27 protein-coding genes are annotated in these 22,160 nt (G+C 25.1%); 19 read left to right on the top strand and 8 right to left on the bottom strand.

Annotation, left to right across the window (positions count from 1 at the left end; all coding sequences use genetic code 11):
* Positions 1-60 precede the first annotated feature (60 nt).
* Positions 61-1,026, bottom strand: coding sequence for an alpha/beta fold hydrolase (locus tag ATCC9714_RS03890; RefSeq protein WP_057544494.1), 966 nt, complete (start codon positions 1,024-1,026; stop codon positions 61-63).
* A gap of 415 nt (positions 1,027-1,441) precedes the next feature.
* On the opposite strand from ATCC9714_RS03890, the gene ATCC9714_RS03895 reads away from it, so the two are divergent.
* From ATCC9714_RS03895 to ATCC9714_RS03930, 8 genes are all read left to right on the top strand, one after another.
* Positions 1,442-2,323 (top strand): hypothetical protein, encoded by an 882-nt coding sequence (locus ATCC9714_RS03895; RefSeq protein WP_057544495.1) that lies wholly within the window; start codon positions 1,442-1,444, stop codon positions 2,321-2,323.
* Positions 2,324-2,476: 153 nt separating this feature from the next.
* On the top strand, positions 2,477-3,367 hold the full coding sequence (locus ATCC9714_RS03900; RefSeq protein WP_057544496.1) for a glycoside hydrolase family 73 protein: 891 nt from the start codon (positions 2,477-2,479) through the stop codon (positions 3,365-3,367).
* 54 nt (positions 3,368-3,421) lie between these two features.
* A complete protein-coding gene (locus tag ATCC9714_RS03905) occupies positions 3,422-5,731 on the top strand; it encodes a glycoside hydrolase (protein WP_057544497.1) in 2,310 nt (769 codons plus the stop codon).
* Positions 5,732-5,979: 248 nt separating this feature from the next.
* A complete protein-coding gene (locus ATCC9714_RS03910; protein ID WP_057544498.1) occupies positions 5,980-6,693 on the top strand; it encodes an alpha/beta hydrolase in 714 nt (237 codons plus the stop codon).
* Between the two features lie 313 nt (positions 6,694-7,006).
* Complete coding sequence (locus ATCC9714_RS03915) at positions 7,007-7,477, top strand: GNAT family N-acetyltransferase (protein WP_021123207.1); 471 nt, start codon at positions 7,007-7,009, stop codon at positions 7,475-7,477.
* Between the two features lie 121 nt (positions 7,478-7,598).
* A complete protein-coding gene (locus tag ATCC9714_RS03920) occupies positions 7,599-8,063 on the top strand; it encodes a GNAT family N-acetyltransferase (RefSeq protein ID WP_057544499.1) in 465 nt (154 codons plus the stop codon).
* A gap of 61 nt (positions 8,064-8,124) precedes the next feature.
* Complete coding sequence (locus ATCC9714_RS03925) at positions 8,125-8,628, top strand: peptidase M50 family protein (RefSeq protein WP_021123209.1); 504 nt, start codon at positions 8,125-8,127, stop codon at positions 8,626-8,628.
* Positions 8,629-8,705: 77 nt separating this feature from the next.
* Positions 8,706-9,398, top strand: coding sequence for a 5'-methylthioadenosine/adenosylhomocysteine nucleosidase (locus tag ATCC9714_RS03930; RefSeq protein WP_021123210.1), 693 nt, complete (start codon positions 8,706-8,708; stop codon positions 9,396-9,398).
* Between the two features lie 173 nt (positions 9,399-9,571).
* Here ATCC9714_RS03930 and ATCC9714_RS03935 read toward each other — a convergent pair whose 3' ends face one another.
* Entirely contained in the window at positions 9,572-10,336 is a 765-nt protein-coding gene (locus tag ATCC9714_RS03935; RefSeq protein WP_057544500.1) for a CPBP family intramembrane glutamic endopeptidase, read from the bottom strand.
* Between the two features lie 10 nt (positions 10,337-10,346).
* Entirely contained in the window at positions 10,347-10,592 is a 246-nt protein-coding gene (locus ATCC9714_RS03940) for a hypothetical protein (RefSeq protein ID WP_021123213.1), read from the bottom strand.
* A gap of 135 nt (positions 10,593-10,727) precedes the next feature.
* Here ATCC9714_RS03940 and ATCC9714_RS03945 point away from each other — a divergent pair, with 135 nt between their 5' ends.
* From ATCC9714_RS03945 to ATCC9714_RS03990, 10 genes are all read left to right on the top strand, one after another.
* Positions 10,728-10,958, top strand: coding sequence for a DUF3796 domain-containing protein (locus ATCC9714_RS03945; protein WP_021123214.1), 231 nt, complete (start codon positions 10,728-10,730; stop codon positions 10,956-10,958).
* A gap of 110 nt (positions 10,959-11,068) precedes the next feature.
* Positions 11,069-11,434 (top strand): hypothetical protein, encoded by a 366-nt coding sequence (locus ATCC9714_RS03950; RefSeq protein WP_021123215.1) that lies wholly within the window; start codon positions 11,069-11,071, stop codon positions 11,432-11,434.
* Positions 11,435-11,636: 202 nt separating this feature from the next.
* The gene (locus ATCC9714_RS03955) at positions 11,637-12,101 is read left to right on the top strand and encodes a LytTR family DNA-binding domain-containing protein (RefSeq protein ID WP_057544501.1); all 465 of its coding nucleotides are present in this window, start codon (positions 11,637-11,639) and stop codon (positions 12,099-12,101) included.
* Positions 12,098-12,493 carry a hypothetical protein gene (locus ATCC9714_RS03960; protein ID WP_021123218.1) on the top strand — a complete coding sequence of 132 codons (396 nt, stop codon included), beginning with the start codon at positions 12,098-12,100 and terminating at the stop codon, positions 12,491-12,493. Before ATCC9714_RS03955 ends, ATCC9714_RS03960 begins: the two co-directional genes overlap by 4 nt.
* Before the next feature lie 307 nt (positions 12,494-12,800).
* Positions 12,801-13,016: a helix-turn-helix transcriptional regulator gene (locus tag ATCC9714_RS03965; RefSeq protein WP_021123219.1), complete on the top strand. Its 216-nt coding sequence runs from the start codon at positions 12,801-12,803 to the stop codon at positions 13,014-13,016.
* Positions 13,009-13,803: a DUF3169 family protein gene (locus tag ATCC9714_RS03970; protein WP_057544502.1), complete on the top strand. Its 795-nt coding sequence runs from the start codon at positions 13,009-13,011 to the stop codon at positions 13,801-13,803. The genes ATCC9714_RS03965 and ATCC9714_RS03970 overlap by 8 nt, the downstream gene beginning before the upstream one ends.
* A gap of 134 nt (positions 13,804-13,937) precedes the next feature.
* The gene (locus tag ATCC9714_RS03975) at positions 13,938-14,606 is read left to right on the top strand and encodes a response regulator transcription factor (protein WP_057544503.1); all 669 of its coding nucleotides are present in this window, start codon (positions 13,938-13,940) and stop codon (positions 14,604-14,606) included.
* A 2-nt stretch (positions 14,607-14,608) separates the two neighbouring features.
* Positions 14,609-15,646 (top strand): sensor histidine kinase, encoded by a 1,038-nt coding sequence (locus ATCC9714_RS03980; RefSeq protein WP_057544504.1) that lies wholly within the window; start codon positions 14,609-14,611, stop codon positions 15,644-15,646.
* 103 nt (positions 15,647-15,749) lie between these two features.
* Positions 15,750-16,517 carry an ABC transporter ATP-binding protein gene (locus tag ATCC9714_RS03985; RefSeq protein ID WP_057543506.1) on the top strand — a complete coding sequence of 256 codons (768 nt, stop codon included), beginning with the start codon at positions 15,750-15,752 and terminating at the stop codon, positions 16,515-16,517.
* Complete coding sequence (locus tag ATCC9714_RS03990) at positions 16,507-18,543, top strand: ABC transporter permease (protein WP_057543505.1); 2,037 nt, start codon at positions 16,507-16,509, stop codon at positions 18,541-18,543. The genes ATCC9714_RS03985 and ATCC9714_RS03990 overlap by 11 nt, the downstream gene beginning before the upstream one ends.
* Before the next feature lie 44 nt (positions 18,544-18,587).
* On the opposite strand, the gene ATCC9714_RS03995 is transcribed toward ATCC9714_RS03990, so the two are convergent.
* Positions 18,588-19,061 carry a DUF2975 domain-containing protein gene (locus ATCC9714_RS03995; protein WP_057544505.1) on the bottom strand — a complete coding sequence of 158 codons (474 nt, stop codon included), beginning with the start codon at positions 19,059-19,061 and terminating at the stop codon, positions 18,588-18,590.
* 188 nt (positions 19,062-19,249) lie between these two features.
* On the opposite strand from ATCC9714_RS03995, the gene ATCC9714_RS04000 reads away from it, so the two are divergent.
* Complete coding sequence (locus tag ATCC9714_RS04000) at positions 19,250-19,543, top strand: YciI family protein (protein WP_021123230.1); 294 nt, start codon at positions 19,250-19,252, stop codon at positions 19,541-19,543.
* Positions 19,544-19,625: 82 nt separating this feature from the next.
* On the opposite strand, the gene ATCC9714_RS04005 is transcribed toward ATCC9714_RS04000, so the two are convergent.
* From ATCC9714_RS04005 to ATCC9714_RS04020, 4 genes are all read right to left on the bottom strand, one after another.
* Complete coding sequence (locus tag ATCC9714_RS04005; RefSeq protein WP_054630054.1) at positions 19,626-20,138, bottom strand: DNA topology modulation protein; 513 nt, start codon at positions 20,136-20,138, stop codon at positions 19,626-19,628.
* Positions 20,139-20,505: 367 nt separating this feature from the next.
* Positions 20,506-21,219, bottom strand: coding sequence for a PLDc N-terminal domain-containing protein (locus ATCC9714_RS04010; protein WP_057544506.1), 714 nt, complete (start codon positions 21,217-21,219; stop codon positions 20,506-20,508).
* Positions 21,220-21,537, bottom strand: a complete 318-nt coding sequence (locus ATCC9714_RS04015) for a hypothetical protein (RefSeq protein WP_021123235.1) — start codon at positions 21,535-21,537, stop codon at positions 21,220-21,222.
* Complete coding sequence (locus tag ATCC9714_RS04020) at positions 21,518-22,054, bottom strand: RNA polymerase sigma factor (protein ID WP_021128753.1); 537 nt, start codon at positions 22,052-22,054, stop codon at positions 21,518-21,520. The genes ATCC9714_RS04015 and ATCC9714_RS04020 overlap by 20 nt, the downstream gene beginning before the upstream one ends.
* Between the last annotated feature and the right edge of the window lie 106 nt (positions 22,055-22,160).

Below are 22,160 nucleotides of genomic sequence, written 5' to 3' on the forward strand. Positions count from 1 at the left end.
TTAATATATATTAAGATTTTAACTTTGCGTAAAAGAGGGCTTATTTAGCCCTATTTAATATTATTTTATAATAGAATTTATAAATTCTGTTATATATGATAATGTTTCTTCAGGTTTATCTGTATGGACTTGATGAGTTGCACCTTTTATTTGAACATGTTTAGTATAATCAGACATTGATAATATATCATCTATTTGTTTAACTTTTAATTTAGCAAAAGCATCACCCATAGCTCCTTGTGCCATTGCATAAGGGTCACATTCTATATAAAGTAAAGGTATATTTCTCAAAGCATTATTATCGTGTTTTACTTGATTTTCACCCATAAGAACTTCATCTAAAGTTCCGTCTTGCTTATTATAGACAGATAATTGTTCATCTCCCATTCCTGGTACAAACGTTTCGAAAAATTCATACATTTGCCCATTTGCACTTCTTCCAGTAGAGTCTATAAATACAATTCCCTTAACTTTTTCTTTATACATCTTTGCAAACTCTATAGCAGTATGACCTCCTAATGAATGTGTTACTAAAATATATGGCTCTGGAAGTTTTTTAGCTTGTAATAACTTATACAAATTGACAGCTTTATCTTTTGCAGTTTTAGTAGTTCCATTAAAATCATCTTCATTATACTCAATTACTCCGCCGTATATAAGAGTTTCTCTATCACTTTTAGAAAGTGGAGCCATATTTCCTGTATCACTACTTTCTCCTAACCCTGCTCTATCGTATGTAAAAGTTTTTGTTATCTTTGATAACTGACCTTGTATATATGAAAAGTTATCTAGAGAGTTTCCATATCCTGTGTCAAATACGATAGTTGCATCTCCTTGACCCATTTCCTTTGAATTAAGAGTAATCCCGTTATCTAATTGAATTTTTTCTGTGATTGATGTTTCTGTCTGGATTTGTTGCCTGTTTGTTCCTTTTTCAGCAAATACAACCGATGAGGCACAATTTGCTGTTATTAAGCATATAGCTAAGCTACAGCCAATTAAATTCTTTAAATTTTTTCTATTCATTCCCCTGTCCCCTTTTGTTTATTTTACCTAACATTAATAAATATAATAAAATTTAATATAGATAATTTAAATGGTAGCAGTTAGTTATATATAATTCAACATATTTTTCTATATATAGTGATTTAAAGAGGTATATGATAGATTTAATGGGATATATATCGAATTAAGAACTATAAAGCTTATATAAGAAAGGGATATGACTAAAGATATAAATTAAGGAAAGTTGTGAAATTTAATAGAGCTAAGTCTAGGGGAAGTTTTATAAGCACTCAAATCATATCTGGTTAAGATTATAGATTTTAATTTGATTTTGATTTATGAATATTAAAAAAATTCATAAAAATATAAAATTTATAAAATATAATATTAATAATATGATATTATTTAATTAGAATATGTAGATTTGGGGGAGATTATGACAAGTGAGATAATTAAAAGGGAAGATGCAAAACTAGTATTATCACTATTATTCTTAGGATCGATATTGGAGTTATTTGTAAAAGATGGAATGAACATAGCTATTTTGATAATGTTTTCATATATATGTCATAAATACTTTGGAAATATTAAAAATTCAGAGGAATATAAAAACTATGAATTTATAGATGAGGAAAAATATAAAAAAGGATTAAAAAAATTTGCTATATTTATAGATATATACGTAGCAATTAGGATAATTAGCATACTTTTAAGTAAATACAATGGATACACTATGATAGAGTCTTTACTATTAGTTATTTTAATGGTACCCTATGAAAGTTATTTATCTAAAAAATATGTTAAGTGTATTCACAATAAAGATGAAAATGTTAAGAACGTATTTATGAAATATAAATTTATAACAATAATTATATGTATAGTCTTTATAATATTTACATTAGTATTTTTTACAGATTTGAATAAGGGGAAAGAAAAAGGCTATGTCAAAATTTTTGATTATGAATATAGCTTAATTTCTAAAAGCAACAAAAGGGAAGTTTCTATAAAATCAAAATCTATGGATTCAACGATTATAGAAGATAATAAAAATGAAAAATATTTTGATAAATATATAAATAAAGCTAGTATATGGATGAATTTCCAAGTTTTAAAAGTATATTCTTATTTTGGAATGGCATTTATGGTTTTAATGATGTTAGTTCAAAATATAAAATATAAAACTAAATATGAAGTAAAATCAACTATGAATACTATATTTTTAAGCGGATTTATAATATTTGCTATGATTGGAATTAATGATATTCATAATAATATTGAAAATGATTTAATAACCTACATGAGTGAATATATGTATTAGAAATAAAAAAGGAAACTAACTTAAATTAAGTTAGTTTCCTTTTTTTATATATGAAAATTTAAAGTCAATTAATTATTAATTTTAAACTTGTAACATTGGTGAAACAAAACCTATTTATAATGACTTCATAAAGTTAAAAAGGAGTGAAAACTTATGAAAAATAAAGGTTTTGTAGCTTTAATGATAATACTAATTACCATAATTTATACAATGATAACAAACTACTCATTAAAAGAGATCAATAAAAATGAAATAGACACTTCAAAATTTATTGATGTCGTAGATGAAGTAAGTGAAAACAAAGTTCAAATAAACTGGAAATACGTAGCTGCAATAACTGGAGTTATGGAAAAAAATAATTTTGAAGATATAACTACAAAAGAAATTAAAGAAGTATCAAAACAGTTTTTACAAAAGAAAAATGGAAAATATGAATTAAAAAGTGTAGACAAAATTTTGGAAGAACTAAATTTTAATAACAAACAAAAAAACTTAACTTATGAATATATAAATCAATTAAAAGATTTTGGACTAATGCCACAAAGATTAAATAGTGATAGTCATTATATGAAATTTATAAACTCAATAAAAGCTGATGCTATAAAAAACTATAAAAAATATAAAGTTTTACCATCAATAACAATAGCCCAAGGCATATTAGAATCTGGATGGGGTAAGTCAAAGCTGGCAAAAGACTACAACAACCTATTTGGAATAAAAGCAGATAAATACTGGAAAGGAGATTATGTAGTCTTAGAGACTAGAGAATTTAAAAATGATACTATAAATGGCAAATTTAGAAAATACGAAAAAGCAGGAGATTCAATAAGTGATCATGCTAAGTTTTTAGCAGAAAACAACAGATACGAAAAAAGTGGAGTATTTGATGCAAATACTTATATACATCAAGCTAAAGCTTTACAAAATGGAGGTTATAGTACAGATACCAATGAAAAAGGAGAGAAAGTCTATGCACAAAGGTTAATTGAAATAATTAGACAGTATAACTTACAAATTATAGATAGTGAAGTTCAAACTAATTAAAACTTGTAACCTAGGTGTAACAAAACTAAAATAAAATGATTTTGAGGTGATAAAATGAATAAGAAAATAAGTGTAGTAACAAGTTGTTTACTTACAGGTATTATCCTAGTAGGGTGCAGTAATAATTTTTCAAGCAACTCTAAAAATATATCTGCTAAGGTTGAGAAAGTTAACAATTTAGATTTTAAATATGATGTTAATCCTAAAAACTTTAGTATTTCAGTTGATGTAAATGGGAAAAAAGAAAATATATCTGAACCTACAAAAGAAAGGCAAGTAACAAATCTAAAGACAAGTAAAAATGAGATTTCATGGACTTATCCAAAAGAACATATTGATGTTGATATAAAAAAAGAAGATGACTATTTAGATATAGATATAAAATCTAATGTTAAAGAAGAAAATAGTTTTACATGGCCAACTATAAGTGGTGAAAGTTATGTGCTTCCTATAAATGAAGGTAAATTTATACCAAGTAATGATAAATACTGGAAAGAGTATTTAAATAATCAAGTTTTAAATACCATAGAAAGTTTTTCTATGCAGTTTTTCTCTGTTAATAAAGAAAATTTTGCAGCCACATATATTATGAAAAATAAGTTTAACAATGAAGTGAAGTTTGATTCTAAAAATGATATAAAATTTGAGCTTACTCATGAGTATCCAAGTATAAATGAAAATAAAGATTATGGATTTAGAGTATATATAACAGATAAAAATGTAGATGATGTAACTAAAAACTATAAAAATTATGTAATAGAAAATGGTGAATTTAAGACTTTAAATGAAAAGGCTAAAGATAATAAAAATATTGAAAAATTATATGGAGCTCCTCAAATTTATTTTTGGGACAAGTCTATAAATACAGTTGAAGATATAAAGTGGAATTTATTTAAAACCAATATGAGCAAAGAATTTATAGATTGGATGAAAGAGCTTTTAAATACAAAGGTGGAAGATGGTAAAGAAATTTCAAATATTTTAGATACTATTAAAAATCAAGATTATATAGATAATTACCAAAAGCAAAGTATAGTCAGAGGTTTAAATTCAGTTATAACTTTAAAAGAGTTTTATAATCCAAATGTATTTAAAAACATAGATAATGAAAGTAAAGAAGCTATAAAAAAAGGAATTGATAAATTAAATAGAGTTGAGTTAGTAAATTTAAATAAAAAATTATTAAAATCAGAGCTTAAAAATGCTACAAAGCCTGTAAATGAATGGGCTAAATCTAATACTATAGATGTTTTAGAAGATATGAAAAGGTCTGGCATGGATAAGGCTTGGATTGGATTTGATGATATAGACTCAGGTTATGTTTCTCCTGAATTCGTAAAAAAAGCTAACGATTACGGATATTTAGTTGGACCTTATGATTCATATCATTCTATTCACAAGCCAGGTGAGGAAAAGTGGAGCACAGCTACTTTTGAGGATAAATCTTTGTATGAAAATGCTACTATAAAAGATAAAAATGGTAAGAAGTTAGAAGGTTTTCAAGGTACTGGGAGAAAGTTAAATCCAACTTTATCTATTCCAAGTGTTAAGTCAAGAGTAGATAGAGTTTTAAATGAAGGCTATGATTTTAATTCTTGGTTTATAGATTGTGATGCTACAGGAGAAATTTATGATGATTATTCCAAAAATCATATAACTACTCAAGCTAAAGATTTAGAAGCTAGGTTAAAGAGAATGAGTTATATAAGAGATGATAAGAATATGGTTATAGGTTCTGAAGGTGGTAATGATTTTGCAAGTACTACTATTGCTTTTGCTCATGGACTTGAGACTCCTGCTTTTTCTTGGGTAGATCCTGACATGAATAAGAATAAAGATAGTAAATATTATGTAGGAAGATATTATTCTCCTACTGGAGGAGTTCCTGAAGTTTTCTCTAAGCAAGTTCCAGTTAAAGAACTTTATAAAAAGATTTTTATAAGTCCTGAGTATTCACTTCCTTTATTTAGGTTGGTTTATAATGATTCTGTGGTTACATCTGACCATTGGTTATGGGGTACTTTTAAAATAGCTGATGAGGTGGAAAGTAGAATGATGAAGGAAGTTTTATATAATACTGCTCCAATGTATCATATTGACAAAAGTGAGTGGGAAAAACATAAAGAGGATATATTAAATCATGATAAGGTTTGGTCTGAGTTTAATAAGAAAGCATTGAGTTATCCTATGACTGATTTTGAGTTTTTAAGTGAGGATAGACTTGTTCAAACTACTTGTTATGGTGATAATTTAAGAGTTGTTGCTAATTTTTCTAATGGTGATTTTAAATATAAGGATGATGTGATTAAGGGGAATTCTCTTATTATTTATGATGGTGATAATAAGATTGTTTATAAACCATAAGTGAGGAATGAATATTGATACAATCCAACTACTTGACATAACTTTATTATAAATTAGATACTTAATAGGGTATCGTGAAATACGATACCATGTTATTTAACTATTTTTGGAAAAAATAATACTGTAGTATTTGTTGATAATTTATAAAGCAAATTGATATGTTATATTATAAAGGAGGTTTTTTATGGGAAGAGATGAAAAACAAAAAGAATTAGGGGGGAAGACTTCTATAATATAGAAGGATAATAATGATAAAAAAGTATTTTAAAATAGAAAATATACCTGCAATTTTATGGGGAGAAAGTTCTGAGAATATATTTATAGCTGTACATGGAAATATGTCAAACAAAGAAGATGATATTATTCAAATATTTGCAAAGAAAGCTGTATATTTAGGGTATCAAGTTATTAGCTTTGATTTACCTGAACATGGTGAACGAGTTGAGGAAGATATAAAATGTAAAGTATGTGATTGTGTAAGAGAGCTTAATTTAATTATGAACTATGCAAAACAGAATTGGAATAATATTAGTTTGTTTGCATGTAGTATGGGAGCGTATTTTAGTTTATTAGCATATAAAGATGATTTTATAAAGCAATCATTATTTATTTCACCAGTTTTAAATATGAAAAGAATTATAGATAATATGATGTTATGGTTTGATATAGATGAAGAATATTTAAAAAGCAAGCAAACAGTTAAAACACCTATAGGACAAAACTTATACTGGGATTATTATTGCTATGTAAAAGATAATCCTATTGATAAATGGAATATCCCAACAAATATACTATATGGATTAAAAGATGATTTATGCGAATCCGATATTGTATTTAAGTTTGTTAAAAGATTCAATTGCAATATTACTGTTATGAATAAAGGTGAACATTATTTTCATACACAAGAACAATTAAAGTTTTTTAAACAATGGGTAGATGAATCTATACATAAAATTATATAGATAATGGTTAATTGGAGATTCTATTTTAGATGATTTTATATGAAGGTCGTAGACTTGATTATATAAGGTAAAAAACATTTAGGTACTTAATGGCGAGATAACTTTGTTATTTCGCTTTTTTAATGCCAAAAAAAGATAATAAAAATAGTGAATAACAAATACTCATATTTTGTATTAAAGAAATATATATTTTACTTAACACTATATATCGATTATTTAAAGTTAAATTTAGAGGAGTTTAAAACTATAAAGAAAATTGTATATAAAGTGATAAATTATAAAACTTGTAATTATAAATAAAGGAGGATCTTTTATGTTAAAACACATAGGTACTAAAACAATAAATACAGATAGACTTGTTTTAAGAAGATTTGAAATAAATGATGCCAATGATATGTTTAAAAACTGGGCATCAGATAAGGAGGTTTCTAAATTTTTAGCATGGGATGTACATAAGGATGTTATGTTTACTCAGCTGCTTTTAGATTCTTGGATTAGTCAATATAGTGATGATAGAAACTATCACTGGGCTATTGAACTTAAAGAAATTAAAGAAGTTATTGGTGATATTAAGGTATTTCATTTAAAGGATAAGCATGATTGTTGCGAGATAGGTTATTGTTTATCAAGAGAGCATTGGAATAAAGGGTTTATGAGTGAAGCATTAAATGCAGTTATTAAATACTTATTTGAGGAAATCGGATTAAATAGAATTGTAGCTATGCATAATACTAAAAATATTGCTTCAGGAAAAGTAATGATAAAAAAACAATATGAAGTATGAAGGAACTTTAAGGCAAGCAGTTAGGTTAAATGATACTTTCTATGACTTAAGTGTTTACTCAATTTTAAAGTCTGAATGGAATGTTTAAACATAGACTATTAATGATTTTAGGAGGATTAGCATGAATTTAAAACCAGTTAAATTTACTGAAGAGTTGGCAAAAGAGGTAACGACTTGGAAATATGAAGGAGATTATGAAATATATAATTTGCCTTCTTGGGATGAAGTTTTAAAAAAGCAAATTTCTTTATGTAGAGAAGAAAAAAGGAAGAACTTTATTGGATATGTGAATGAACAAAATAATCTAGTTGGATATGTAAATTTAGTAGATGAAGAGGATTCTGTATTTTTGGGAATAGGTGTTAAACCTAAGTACTGTGGGGTTGGAATAGGAAAGCAAATAATTAAGGTGGCCTTAGATGAATGTAAAAAAAGATATAAAAATAAGCCAATTATTTTAGAGGTTAGAAGTTGGAATAAAAGAGCTATTAATTGTTATGAATCTCAAGGTTTTAAAGTAATTAATATTAAAAAACAGGAAACTTATGCTGGGTTTGGTGAGTTTTTTGTTATGAAGTATGAATAAGGTTATTGAATTGTAAAAATTTATTTAAAGATATTTAGTAAAATAATTTAGGGGGGAATTTATGGAATTTATAGATTTTATCGTATATCCATTAGTGTATATTTTATTTATGCCTGTATTAACAACAATTCATGAGATAGGTCATGCAATACCTGCTTTGATATTTACTAAATATGAAGTTAATATTAACATAGGAAATTCTAATTTAAAGAAACAAATAAAACTAAGTAGATTAATAATTAATATTAATGGATACAAATCGATAATGGACGTATCTTATGGTTATGTTAACTGGAAACCTATAGATAATAAATTTAAATCAATTATAATGATTGCAGGTGGTCCAATAGCATCTTTATGTACTTCAATAGTTTTATATCTAAGTTTATATAAAACAGAATTCCCTTACTTGATTATGATAATATTTAATGGAATATTACTATTTAGTATAGGTCAGTTTATAGTAACAATTTTACCAATAAAGTATAGGGATAATACCTATAAGGGGTTTACAAGTGATGGATATAAAATATTACAGTATTTAAAAATAAAGAATGAAGTATAGGATTATTTTTACTATATATTTTTAAATAACTTTTTAAGTTATATATAAATATGATTTTTATAAAAGGGGAGATATCATTGAGTGTAATTGGAATAATAGGAGCTATGCCTATTGAAATAAGTCTTCTAAAAGAAAACTTAAAGATAGTAAATGAAATAGAGTATGCAGGGTTTACATTTTATATTTGTAATAGAGAAAATATAAAAATAATATTAACTTCTTGCAGTATTGGAAAGGTTAATGCAGCTAGTTGTACTCAAATATTAATAGATAAATTTAATGTTACACATATAATAAATACAGGTATTGCAGGAAGTTTAAATGAATCTGTGAAAATCTGTGATATAGTCATTTCTAAAACTGTAACTCATCATGATGTTCGTAAATCTCAAATGAAAAAATTTTTCCCATTTAAAGAAGAATTTGAATCAGATAAGTTTTTAATAGAAGCTGCAATAAAAGCTTATAAAAATATAGAATCTATTAAGTTTAATTGTCATATTGGAAAAATAGTTAGTGGAGAGGCATTTATTTCGGATTGCAATTTAAGAGATATAATTATAAAAGAATACTCACCTCATTGCGTTGAAATGGAAGGAGCAGCTATTGGTCATGTTGCACATATAAATAACATTCCATTTTTAATTATAAGAAGTATTTCTGATAATGCAGATGATAATTTTACAAATTATATAGATTTCGAAAAAACATCAGCTAATAATTCAGCTTTTTTAGTATTAAATATTTTAGATTTTTTAGCCAAAACTTAAATACCCTTAAAGATTGATATAAATTTAAAATACTTTAAGAATTTAATTTTAATTATAACTAAAAATAGTTCATAAATTTATAATATATTAATCATAACTACAAAGTTACCTAACTAAAAATAATATAAACTTATGAACTATAAATGTGTTTTTATTAGTTTATTGTTAAAATTTTAATACAAGACATTTTCATATTTTTTTAGAATTTTAAAAATTGAAATACCTATACAAACTATTCCAAATATAATTATTAAATATATCATTGCTGGATTAACAGCTATTAATTTAGGAATTACCAATACTCCAAGTAGATTGAAAGTTATATGAACAATAATACTTCCAACTAAAGACTCAGAATAAACATATATTAAAGCTAATGCTATTCCTAATATAAAAGTATATATTCCTTGAACAATATTTCCATGTACTAACCCAAATACTAGAGCTTGACCAATAACTGCTCCTATTAAATTATATTTTTCTCTCAAATATCCAAAGATGACATGTCTAAAAAATATTTCTTCATATATAGGTATTAAAACTATAGCTAATATTAATTGGCTCCAATAATTACTAGCTAATTGAATTTGGGCTGTTACATTTTTATAATCTGGGAAAATTTGGCTTAGTATTCCAGATAAAATTAATAAAACTACACTACAACCAATTCCGAATAAGCTAATATTAATTGCATCTTTCATGCTTATCTTTTTAAAAATATCTTTACTTAATATTTTTTTATTAAAGTTTAAAAATATTAAATGTACTAAAATTAATGTAATTAAATCACCTATAAAAACCAAAGTATATAAGTTTTGATTTAATTCATTAGGATTTTTAGCAAACACAGCAAATATAGATAAAACTATATTTGTCATTATAACATTTAATACGAGTAGGCCTAGGCATAGACCTATAGATTTTAAAAGTTTTTTCATAATATTCTCCTTAAACCATACCATTCATAATTAAATAATATGAAAGTGCAAAGTATCCAATTGCTAAAATTAATCCTATTATGCTTAAAACAAAACCTATTTTATATGCTTTACAATTATATTTTTTTATATTTTTAGAAGAGATTACTATCCCAAACCCACTTATAATTAACCCTAATATTGGTATAAGCCAAGCTATTAAACTCAGAACACCTAAAATAATTGGGGCTTTAGATTTTTTTGCTTCCAATTCCATGATTTCTCCTCCGTCTATTTACTAGTTTTTTATTTAATACTTTTACCATAAATTAACACATTTTAATACTAAAATGGACTGAAATAATGTTTTAATGGAGTGAAATTAAAGTTTTCTTATATTTGGTGGGCTAAAATGGATAATTTTGAGGATGAACGCTTAAAGTTTAATAAATATAGGGCTGGATCAATAGCTTTTAGGCTATGTCTTTTAATAGCATTTGTATTAAGTGTATTAAGTTTTTTACAACCAAATTTAACATTTGAGTTACTTTGTAGAACACAATTGTTAATATTAGCATTAACTTTTGCAGTATCTGTAAATATATGGGCATTTTTAACTTATAGATTTGATATGAAATCATAAAAACCATTACAAAGATGATTAGTATTTAAATACAACTTTTTTAAAGCCTTAAATTTAGATATAATTAGACTAATGACTTTAATATAAATAGGAATTTGAGGTGAAACATTATGAATAAATACACAAAAGAAGAATTATCAAAGGCACTACAAGTTGTAACTTCAACTATAAACAAATGTGAAAAAATACATCCCAAATTTGCAAAAGGAACTTCTCAACATACACTTCTTAAAAATAGAATAAAAGCTATGAATATTTCAAAAGAATTAATAACAGGTGAAAATGTTATGGATAAATATACAAAAGAAGAATTAAAAGATGCTATACGACCAGTAGATTCAGTTATTAGTAAATGTGAAAAAGCCCAGTCAAAATTTGATGAAGGGACATCTTTTTACAACCGATTCAAGAAAATAATAGACGCAATGTATATTTCAAAATCACTTATAACAGATGAAATTAATAAAAGAGATTAATTGATATGATTACCTAAACTTATAGAAATTAATTTTATATACTAGGTATTAAAGGCATTAATATTTAATGCCATTTTTTATGTAAAATGTAGTTTAGTTTTAAGTATTTGTAATATATGTAGGTTTATATGCAAGATAGTGTTTACCATGTAGACACTATGCTTTTATATTCATACAATTAAATTATAGAAAGGAGGTTGTTATGAAGGTTAATCATATTAAAGATAATTTAGTAGATGAAACAAGTGTAAATGTTATAACGAATGAATTTAATAAAAATGACTATATGTATATAAAAGATTTAATATTATCCTCAAGTTCAAATATTATGGGGAGGGATTTAGACACTGGTATAGATTTTAAGGTAACTGATAAGGATATTATTTACTTTGAAACTTATGGACGAGATGTTTGTTTTATAACTGTTGAAAATAAGTTATTAGTTTTAAAATTATCTATGAAAAAACTTGAAGAACTATTATCAAATCGAAGGTATTTCATCAAGGTGAATAAAACTACGATTATTAATGTTAATCATGTTGAGGAGGTTAGTTATCACTCTAATATGAGATTTCAGATATTATTAAGCAATGAGTATAAGCAGGTTGTTAATAGGAGTTATTTTAATAATTTTAAAAAATGCATAGAGGAGGTTTATAATAAATGAAAAGTTGCACTTCTAGATTTTTTACGATTTTAGCACAGTGCCTTGTTGTGTTTATGATATATGGAGTATTTACAGCAAGTAGAGATATTTCTGTTTGGATACTTAGTGTTTTAGGAATATCTTTTTTATTTGCATATTCAGTAGCTATCGTTTATCCAAAGTTGGTAAATAAGTTTGGAGAGAGACATTTTAAGTTAATATTGTTTTTTCAGAATTTAATTTTATCAACAATATTATTTCTAGTAGCAAATATGTTAGGGTATGTAACTAGTTATATTAGCTTTTTAATTCAGTATATTTTAATAGCTTTGATTACTTATTATATTAATAAGACAATTTATATAAAAGAGATAAATGATTTAAATGAGTTTATACAAAATGCTAAAAGATAAATGTTTTACTATATTAATATAATATTAGACGTTTGATAATATTTAATATTAAACTATTTGATTTAGTAAATAATTAAACTATATAAATTTTAGGGTTTGTTTAAACAAAGGATAACAAGTATAAATATTAAAAAGAGTGATTATTGCAGGTGATTTATGCCTAATATAATTACTCTTTTTTTTCTTATTTAATATTTTAAATATAAAAATCTAATCCATATGTTGACAACTATAATTGTCATAACATATAATAAAATTGACAAATATAGTTGTCATAGTGACAATAAAAATAGTCAGGAGGGGTTAAATGCCATTAAATAATCGTTTAAAAGAATATAGAGCTAAAATTAATGTAAATCAAACTGAAATGGGAAGTTTAGTTGGAGTATCTAGACAAACAATAAGTCAAATTGAACGTGGAGACTATTCCCCTTCAGTAACTTTAGCATTAAAAATAGCTAAGGTTTTCAATGTAAGTGTGGAAGATATTTTTAGTTATGAGGAGGAGGATTGTAATGAATAATAGCCGTGTAGATGAAATAAAAAAGGAAGATAAGAAAGCTTTTAAAGGTTTTCTTATTATAATAATAATTGGTGCAATTGTAGGGTGGATTCTAGGTTTTATGTCGGTGCATTTAAAGGAATTTCTAGGAAGTAGTGTTCCTAGATTAATAACAAATATATTTGAGATAATTACACCATTTGCAAGCCTTGCACTTTCAATATTATTAATAATAGTAAGCCAGATAATCTATAAGGACTCACGAAAAAAATATGCTTTATGGAAAGAGGCAAATGATGATGATGATACAATAGATAAAATTGAAATAAAATTATCATATATACTATTATTTACTTCTATAAATACAATTTTAGGATTTTTCTTCTTTGGAATAGGAGTTATGTTAGCACCTTTTGATAATGTAGATGGAGGTCTTAGTCATATAAAAGTTATTTGTTTTATTATAGGGTTTGTGATAAGCATTGCATCTTCTATATTAATTCAAAAGAAAATAGTTAATTTAGAAAAGGAAATTAATCCTCTACTAAAGGGAAGTGTATATGATGCAAAGTTCACTAAAAAATGGATAGACAGCTGTGATGAAGCTATAAGATTAGGAATATTTAAGAGTGCTTATAAAGCGTTTAGTTCTGTATCCATAACATGTTTAATACTTTGGGTATTTTGTATTTTAGGTTATGGTTTATGGGATTTTGGAATTATGCCTATGGTAATGGTAACTATTATATGGTTAGTTCAAACAATTTCTTATTGTAGGGAATCAATCAAACAATCAAAAGTAAGATAATAAAAGAGGGTATCGTGTTTTACGATACCTTATTTTACTTTAAATTAAATTTATAGAATTTAATAACTTTGGATAAAGTAGTTTTTTATATATAATATAAGTACGAGCAACAGAAATTTAAGGGGAGATAATTTATGAAAAAAATTATTATTATAGAAGATGAAGAAAAAATAAGAAATGAATTAAAATGCTTTTTAACTAATTATGATTATGAAGTTATTGCTGTTTCAGACTTTGAAAATGTAGTAGACGAAGTTTTAAGTTTAGAAGCACATTTAATTTTACTAGATATAAACCTTCCTGTATGTGATGGTTATTACTTATGTAGAAAAATCAGAGAAAAATCAGATGTTCCAATAATTGTAGTTACAAGTAGAGATACTGAAATGGATGAGCTAATGAGTATGAACTTAGGGGCTGATGACTTTATAACAAAACCATATAACACACAAATTCTACTTGCACGCATAAATTCACTTTTAAAAAGAACTTACAAAAAAGCTAATACAGATATAATTAAATATAAAGAATTAGAACTAGATTTATCTAAAAATAGTGCAAGCTTTGAAAATCAAGAAGTAGAGCTTACTAAAAATGAGTTTAGAATACTAAATTGCCTTATAAAAAATGAAGGAAAGATAGTTTCAAGAGGAGATTTAATGGATTATTTATGGGATCTAGATTTATTTATAGATGATAATACCCTTACAGTTAATATAAATAGACTTAGAAAAAAATTAAGTGAAATTGGATGTAGTGGATATATAGAAACTAAAAGGGGGAGAGGCTATATAATGCCGTAACTATGAATATAAAAGATTATTTAAAAGATAGAAGCTTAGCTATATTATTAAATTTTATATTTTTTGCTTTTGTAATTTTTATACTAAAAGCATCTCAAGTTGAAAGAGTAACAATAATTTTTACAACTATGCTTTGGATAGCTTTAAGTGGTATAGAAATTTTTTATGGATATTTAAAAAAGAAAAGTTACTACGATCAAGTGATAAATTCTTTAAATGAACTAGACAAAAAATACTTACTACCAGTAGTTATAAAAAGACCATCTTTTTGCGAAGGGAAAATTTTATATGATGTACTTAGCATTACAGATAAATCTATGAATGAAGAAGTTAATAAATATAAATTTAATCAAGAAGAATACAGAGAGTATCTTGATTTGTGGGTACATGAAATAAAAACTCCAATAGCAGCTAGTAAGTTAGTTATAGAAAACAATAAAAATGAACATACATTAAGTATTTTAGAAGAAATTGAAAAAGTAGAAGGTTTTATAGAGCAAGCTCTTTATTATTCAAAGTCAAGTGAAATCGAAATAGATTACATAATAAAAGAAACAGATTTAAGAAAATGTATAAATAACACTATTAAAAGAAATAAAAACTTAATTAGAGAAAAGAAGATTTGTATAGACATAGAAGATTTTATGGAGAAAGTTTATTGTGATGGAAAATGGATGGAGTTTATATTAAATCAAATTATAGCAAATTCTATAAAATACATAGGAGATAAATCTATAAATAAAAAGCTAGAAAAAGAACTTCCAACAATATCTATATACACAAAACTTAAAGACAATAGCTTAGAATTATATATAAAAGATAATGGTATTGGAATTGATAAGAAGGATTTAAATAAAGTTTTTAACAAAGGATTTACAGGAATCAATGGAAGAAAACTAAAAAAATCAACAGGAATGGGACTTTATATATCAAACCGATTAGCCCAAAAGATGTATTTAGGACTAGATATATACTCTATTGTTAATGAAGAAACCACTGTAAAAATAACTTTTCCAAAAAGTAATATGATTCAACTATAAATAAACTTACATTTTCGTAAGATAGTGGTAAGGTTATCTTATTAATTAAATCCTCTAAAGACTATAAAATAAAATTATAAATTAAAAATATGGAGGAGATAAGATGAGTACAGTTCTTAAAGTTAAAAATATAGAAAAATATTATGGGAATAAGAAAAATTTAACAAAGGCTATTAATAATATTTCATTTGAGGTTGATAAGGGTGAGTTTATAGGAATTATGGGGCCTAGTGGAAGTGGTAAAACTACACTTTTAAATTGTATAGCAACAATAGATAAAGCAACTACTGGAAACATACAAATTGAAGACAAAGACATAACAACTTTATCAAGAAAGAACATAGAAAAGTTTAGAAGAGAACATTTAGGATTTATATTTCAAGAGTTTAATTTACTAGATACTTTAACTGTATATGAAAATATATCTTTAGCATTATCTATACTAGGAGTAAAGGGAGCAGAAATAGATAAAAGAGTAAAAAGTGTATCAAGTAGACTAGGAATAGCTGATATATTAACTAAATTTCCATATGAAATATCAGGAGGACAAAAGCAAAGGGTAGCTTGTGCAAGAGCAATAATAAATGAACCAGCTTTAATTCTTGCAGATGAACCAACTGGGTCACTAGATTCAAAATCAGCGAGAGTTTTACTTGAAAATTTATCTGATTTAAACGAAAGTATGAATTCTACAATAATGATGGTAACTCATGATGCTTTTACAGCTAGTTATTGTAAAAGAATTTTATTTATAAAAGATGGAAAAATCTTTAATGAATTGATAAGAGGAAATGATGACAGAAAAGAATTTTTCAAAAGAATTATAGAAGTTGTTACTCTTTTAGGAGGTGACAATAACAATGTTATTTAAGCTTTCCAAAAGAAATGTTCAAAGAAGTATAAAAGATTATAGTATTTACTTTTTTACCCTTGCCCTAGGAGTTTGTATATTTTATATATTCAACTCAGTAGAAGCACAAACATCCCTTATGGATATGTCAGATAATCAAAAAATGCTAATGAAAATGTCAACTAGGATAATCGAAATAGTATCAGTTTTTGTGTCTTTCATCCTAGGATTTTTAATAATATATGCAAATAACTTTATAATTAAAAAAAGAAATAGAGAGTTTGGTATATATATGACACTAGGTATTAGTAGAAGTAAAATTACTTTTATGCTGTTTTATGAAACTATAATAGTTGGGGTTATGTCTTTAGTAGTAGGGCTATTTGTGGGAGTATTTTTATCACAAGGACTAGCTTCAGTTACTGCAAAATTATTTTCAATGGATATGAAAAAATATCAATTTGTATTTTCAAAAGAAGCTTGTATAAAAACAATAATAGATTTTAGCATAATGTTTTTTATAACTATGATTCTAAACTTTATAGTAGTTTCAAGATATAAGCTTATAAATTTAATAAATGCCCAAAGAAAAAATGAAAAGTTAAAAGGTACAAACTTAATATTATCTGTAATACTGTTTATAATATCTATAGTTTGTTTAGGATTTGCATATAAATTGATTTTAGAAAATGCTCTTATAAACATAACAGATATTAAATTTAATTTATCTATACTTTTAGGAATTGTAGGTACGATATTATTTTTCAGATCTTTGGCAGGATTTTTTATAAAATTAGTTCAAAATGATAAAAACTTATATTTAAAAAATCTTAACACTTTCACTTTAAGACAATTAAACAGCAGAATTAATACAAACTATATATCAATGAGCATTATATGCTTAATGTTATTTATTTCAATTGGTATGTATTCTACAGCAATAGGATTAAAAAGATCTATAGAAAGTTCGACAGAGCTTCAAACTCCATATGATGTGACTGCTACAGAATTTTATAAGCATGGAGAAAAGACACACTTTAGTAATGAAAAATTAAGTGAAATACTTAAAAAGCTAGATTTTAATGTAAATGATTACTCAAAAGAATACTTGGATTATAATTTTTACAACTCTCCTGTGAGTTTTATTAAAATGTTTGAAAATACTTCAGATGATTTTTTATCTAAACAAATAAAAGTTATGATGGATTCTAATATTCCTATTATAAAACTATCAGATTATAATAAGCTAAATAAAATACAAGGCAAAAAAACAATAGATTTAAAAGATAAAGAAGTAATTTTGGTTACAAACATATCTGCTATGGAGAATCCAATAAAAGAATATATAAAAAATAATAAAAGTATAAAAATAGGAAATGATGAATTTAAAATAAATAAAAATTACCAATATCAATCTTTAAAGAATGATTTAGCTAAAAATGATTTTGTGATATTTGTAGTTGAAGATAAATACGCAGATAAATATGATATAAGTCAAAAATGTTTAAGCTTTAATTATGAAGGAGATAAAAAAGATACAGAAAATAAAATAACAAAGTATCTTGAAAAAAGTGAAAATAAACAAATTCAATATCAAAAAGACCATGGGTCATTCTTATTATTTGTGAGTAAACAAATGGTTTTAGAAATTAATATGTCTAACTCAGCTATGTTTTTATATATAGGTTTATATATAGGGATAATATTCTTAATATCTAGTGCAGCAGTACTTGCACTTAACCAATTATCAGGAGCAACTGAAAGTTTAGGAAGATATGAAATACTTAAAAAACTTGGAGTAAGTTCAAAGATGATAAACAGATCAATTTTTATACAAGTTTTCATATATTTCTCACTTCCAATAGCCCTAGCATTAGTTCATAGTTATTTTGGAATAAAGGTAGCAAATAACGTAGTTAAAATGTTTGGAGACTATGATACAGTAGGAACCAATGTAGGTGCAGTATTAAGTATATGTGTAATTTATGCTATATACTTCTTTGGAACATATAAAGCGTATAAGCGTATTGTAAATAAAAATAATTAATAAAAAATAGCTGTTTCAAATTAAGTTTTGAAACAGCTATTTTGCTATATTGTTAAGTCACTTTCATTTTTAATTTTTATAGCTTTATCAAAAACTTCCCCAATTACAAAACATATTAAAGCTGAAATAAGACAAATAATCATTGGGGGAGTAATTCCTCCACTATCACTTCCTATTATTGTTACGGACTTTGATATAGCTGCTGCATTATATCCAATTATACATTCAAACATAGTATTTACTATTAAACAGCAACCCATTATTTTAAATCTTTTTACATTTTCTTTTATAAATGGTGAAACTAAAGTACTGCTTATTATTTTTATTAAGCAGAGTACAACTGTTAAATACATTAATATGTATACTAAGTTTATGATTGCATTAAAAACTGAAAATAAATCAAGATTACTAAACTTTTGAAGTACCATTATAGGAAATCCTATAAAGCCAATTCCTAGAGCTAGTACTAAAAAATACAATATAAAACTTAAAATATCCTTTGAAAATGTAGCTTTCATAAAAACAACCCCTTTTGATAGTATACTTTTATTATAAAAGATTTATTATTGTTTTACAATAAATTTTTATTTGAAATAGGTAAGTTGATTGTGAATGGTTTTAAAAATACATATTGTTTAATAAATCGTAGTAGGGGTATTTATTATTTAAAATAAGGTTAGGTTAATTATAACGGAGGATAATAATAATGAAATATTTTATTGTTGAAGGTATATTAAAAAGTACAAATGAAATTGATAAGGACACTATGACAAAACATATGAATTATTCTCAAAAGGCAATGGATGAAGGACTTATATTAATGTCTGGGCTTAAAGAAAATATGAGTGGTGGAATATTTATTATGAAATCAGATTCCATTGAAAATATAAAAGAGTATTTAGACAATGAACCATTTAAACTTGAGGGAATACAAGATTATAAAATTGTAGAATTTTCGCCTCATTATTTTAATGAATCACCTAGTGAATGGTTTAAATAATAAATTTAAAAGAACTAGTATTTATTTTAAACTTTAATTAACTATAAAGATATAATAATTAAATATAGTCAATTCATAAAATTTATGAATTGACTATATTTAATACAAACAAATCTATTTCTTTTTGATTTCTCAAAATTACTATCTTATCTGCAAATTCTTTTTTTATCTCATCATAATGACTCTTGATTTCTTTGGTTCGACCTTCACGAAGAATCCAATTAACAAACTCAAAGTCCATTTTTTCAACACATCCATTAGCCATATCTTCTCGAGTTTTATTTTTATATTTACGATATCTTTTAAAAGCTCTATAAAGGCAAGAATATCTAGGAAAATCTAAAAATATTATTTTAGTAGCTTCTTCTAACCGTTGCCTTTGAAGAAAATCTCTATAATTTCCATCTATTACCCAAGAATCATTTTTCATAAAATCTTGTACCATCAAACGAGAGTCATCTAAACCACGATCAACCCAATTAGGTAAAAACTTAACCTTATCAAGAAATAAAACAGGAATCTTGTAGTATGTTGAAAGTTGTTTAGCAAGTGTAGATTTTCCACTTCCACTATAACCTATTATAGCAATTTTCATTACAACACCTCTCAAATTTTAATAAATAAATTTTAATTAATTGATATTAATTTAACTAGGGTGATTTTGAAACTTCTTTAAATTATATGTAGACAACTTTATTTAATAAAGTTAAAAAACAGAAAACAAATATATATGTTATTATGGTTTGAAACTAAAAAGCTAATATATTGATATAAGATTTGAAACTAATTGCTAATTAAAAAAAGAAATGTCATTAAAATAATATACAAATATATATTATTTATATTATAACACAGTTTTAAAAAGAACTTGTATAATTATAAAACAAAAAAGCTACGATTTAATAAATATATTAAAATGTAGCTTTTTTATTTTATATTAAACTGGGGTATTGAAGAAAAGATTACTCCCAGTAAGATTTAAACTCGGAACTTGTAGCACCAGTAGCATCTAGCTTAAGTTCTATTTTTCCTTCATTAAATTTACTTAAGTCAATTTTTTTATAATCTGAGGAATTTGTTAAGTCAATTGTTTCTATTTTATCACCTTGTTCAATAATTAAACTTAAACTTCCTGACTCGCAATTTCCTTTAACGAAAAGATATTTTGGGGAACCTGATTTTATTTCTATTGTTTTGTACTCAATTTCATTTGTCTTATAACAAGATACATTCCAATGGTCTCCTATATTAGTTTCAACTTTTAAAAGTGAAAATCCACCTAGGAAATTATCAGAAGTTGAACCCATTATTGCAAATACTATAAGACCTACAAAGCATAATATTGAAAGTATAATACTTGCTACAAAACAAATTAAATATTTCTTTGAATAATTATCTTTAATAGGATTAATAATATTTACTTTTTCACCACATTTATTACAATAAGATGATGATTTAGAAATAGTGGCATTACAATTTTCACATCTTCCAGAGACACTGTTTCTTCCAACTAAAAAGTATAATAATAATCCTATTAAATTTGGAATTAAAATTACTACAAGTGTCCAAAGTGTTGCATTTAAACCTCTACTTGAAGCATCTTTATAAGTCCAAATACCCATAAAAACCATTGCAAGTATTACGAAAACAAAAACCAACCCTAGCATTAAAAGCATTTATATCACCGCTCCTTTTTTTAAGTCAAAATATTTAACTCCAACAAAAGTTAAAATTATATTTGCTAAAATTATTATAATTATAAAAAGTAAAGCCAAAAGTTTTATCAAAGAACTTGATAAAAACACAAAAGTGAAAAATGATAGCATAAAAGAGATAAGAATTGAAACACAAGCTGGCATCCACCAAATTGACAATTCTTTTTCTTTTTTATTTTGATTTATTAAAAACTTTACTTTATTATTTAATTCATCAGAAGGTAAATCTTCTATAGAAAGAGTTTCCTTTAAAAGCTTATCAACATCTTTTTCTTTCATAACCTATTGCCTCCAATTCGTCTTTTATTAAATTTCTAGCTTTGTGTAATCTGCTTTTTACAGTACCTTTAGGAATGATTAAAGACTTTGAAATTTCATCTATAGACATATCAGCTGTATAATACATTATAATTACTATTTTATATTTATCTTTTAAATTTTCTATGGCTCTATTTACATAATTTTTTTCTTCTGTATGTAAAAGGTCCAATTCTATGTCAAAGGAAGTATCCTTTATTTCTAGATGTTCATGTTCATCAATATTTATAGTTGGAGCTATAAAATTTCTTCTGTTATTTTTGCGAATATTATTTTTCCAAAGTTTTATTGAAATAGATACCAAAAAACTTTTAGGGCTAGAATTTTTATTTATCTTGTGCCTAAGTTCTGTAGCTTTTAAAAAAGTTTGTTGGTAAAGATCTTCTGCATCTTCTTTATTTTGAGTAAGTTTTATACAAAATTTGTATAAAATATTTCCATACTCACCTATAAGATCTTCAATTTCCTCAACACTCAATCTATCACTTCCCTTCTACTTATTATTGTCATGACTTTGTGATAGGTTCATTTTATTAAAAAAGTAGTAAGGGTTTTATAACTCACTACTGTACAAATTTTATATG

Source organism: Paraclostridium sordellii, from assembly GCF_000953675.1.
GTDB classification, from domain to species: Bacteria; Bacillota; Clostridia; order Peptostreptococcales; family Peptostreptococcaceae; genus Paraclostridium; species Paraclostridium sordellii.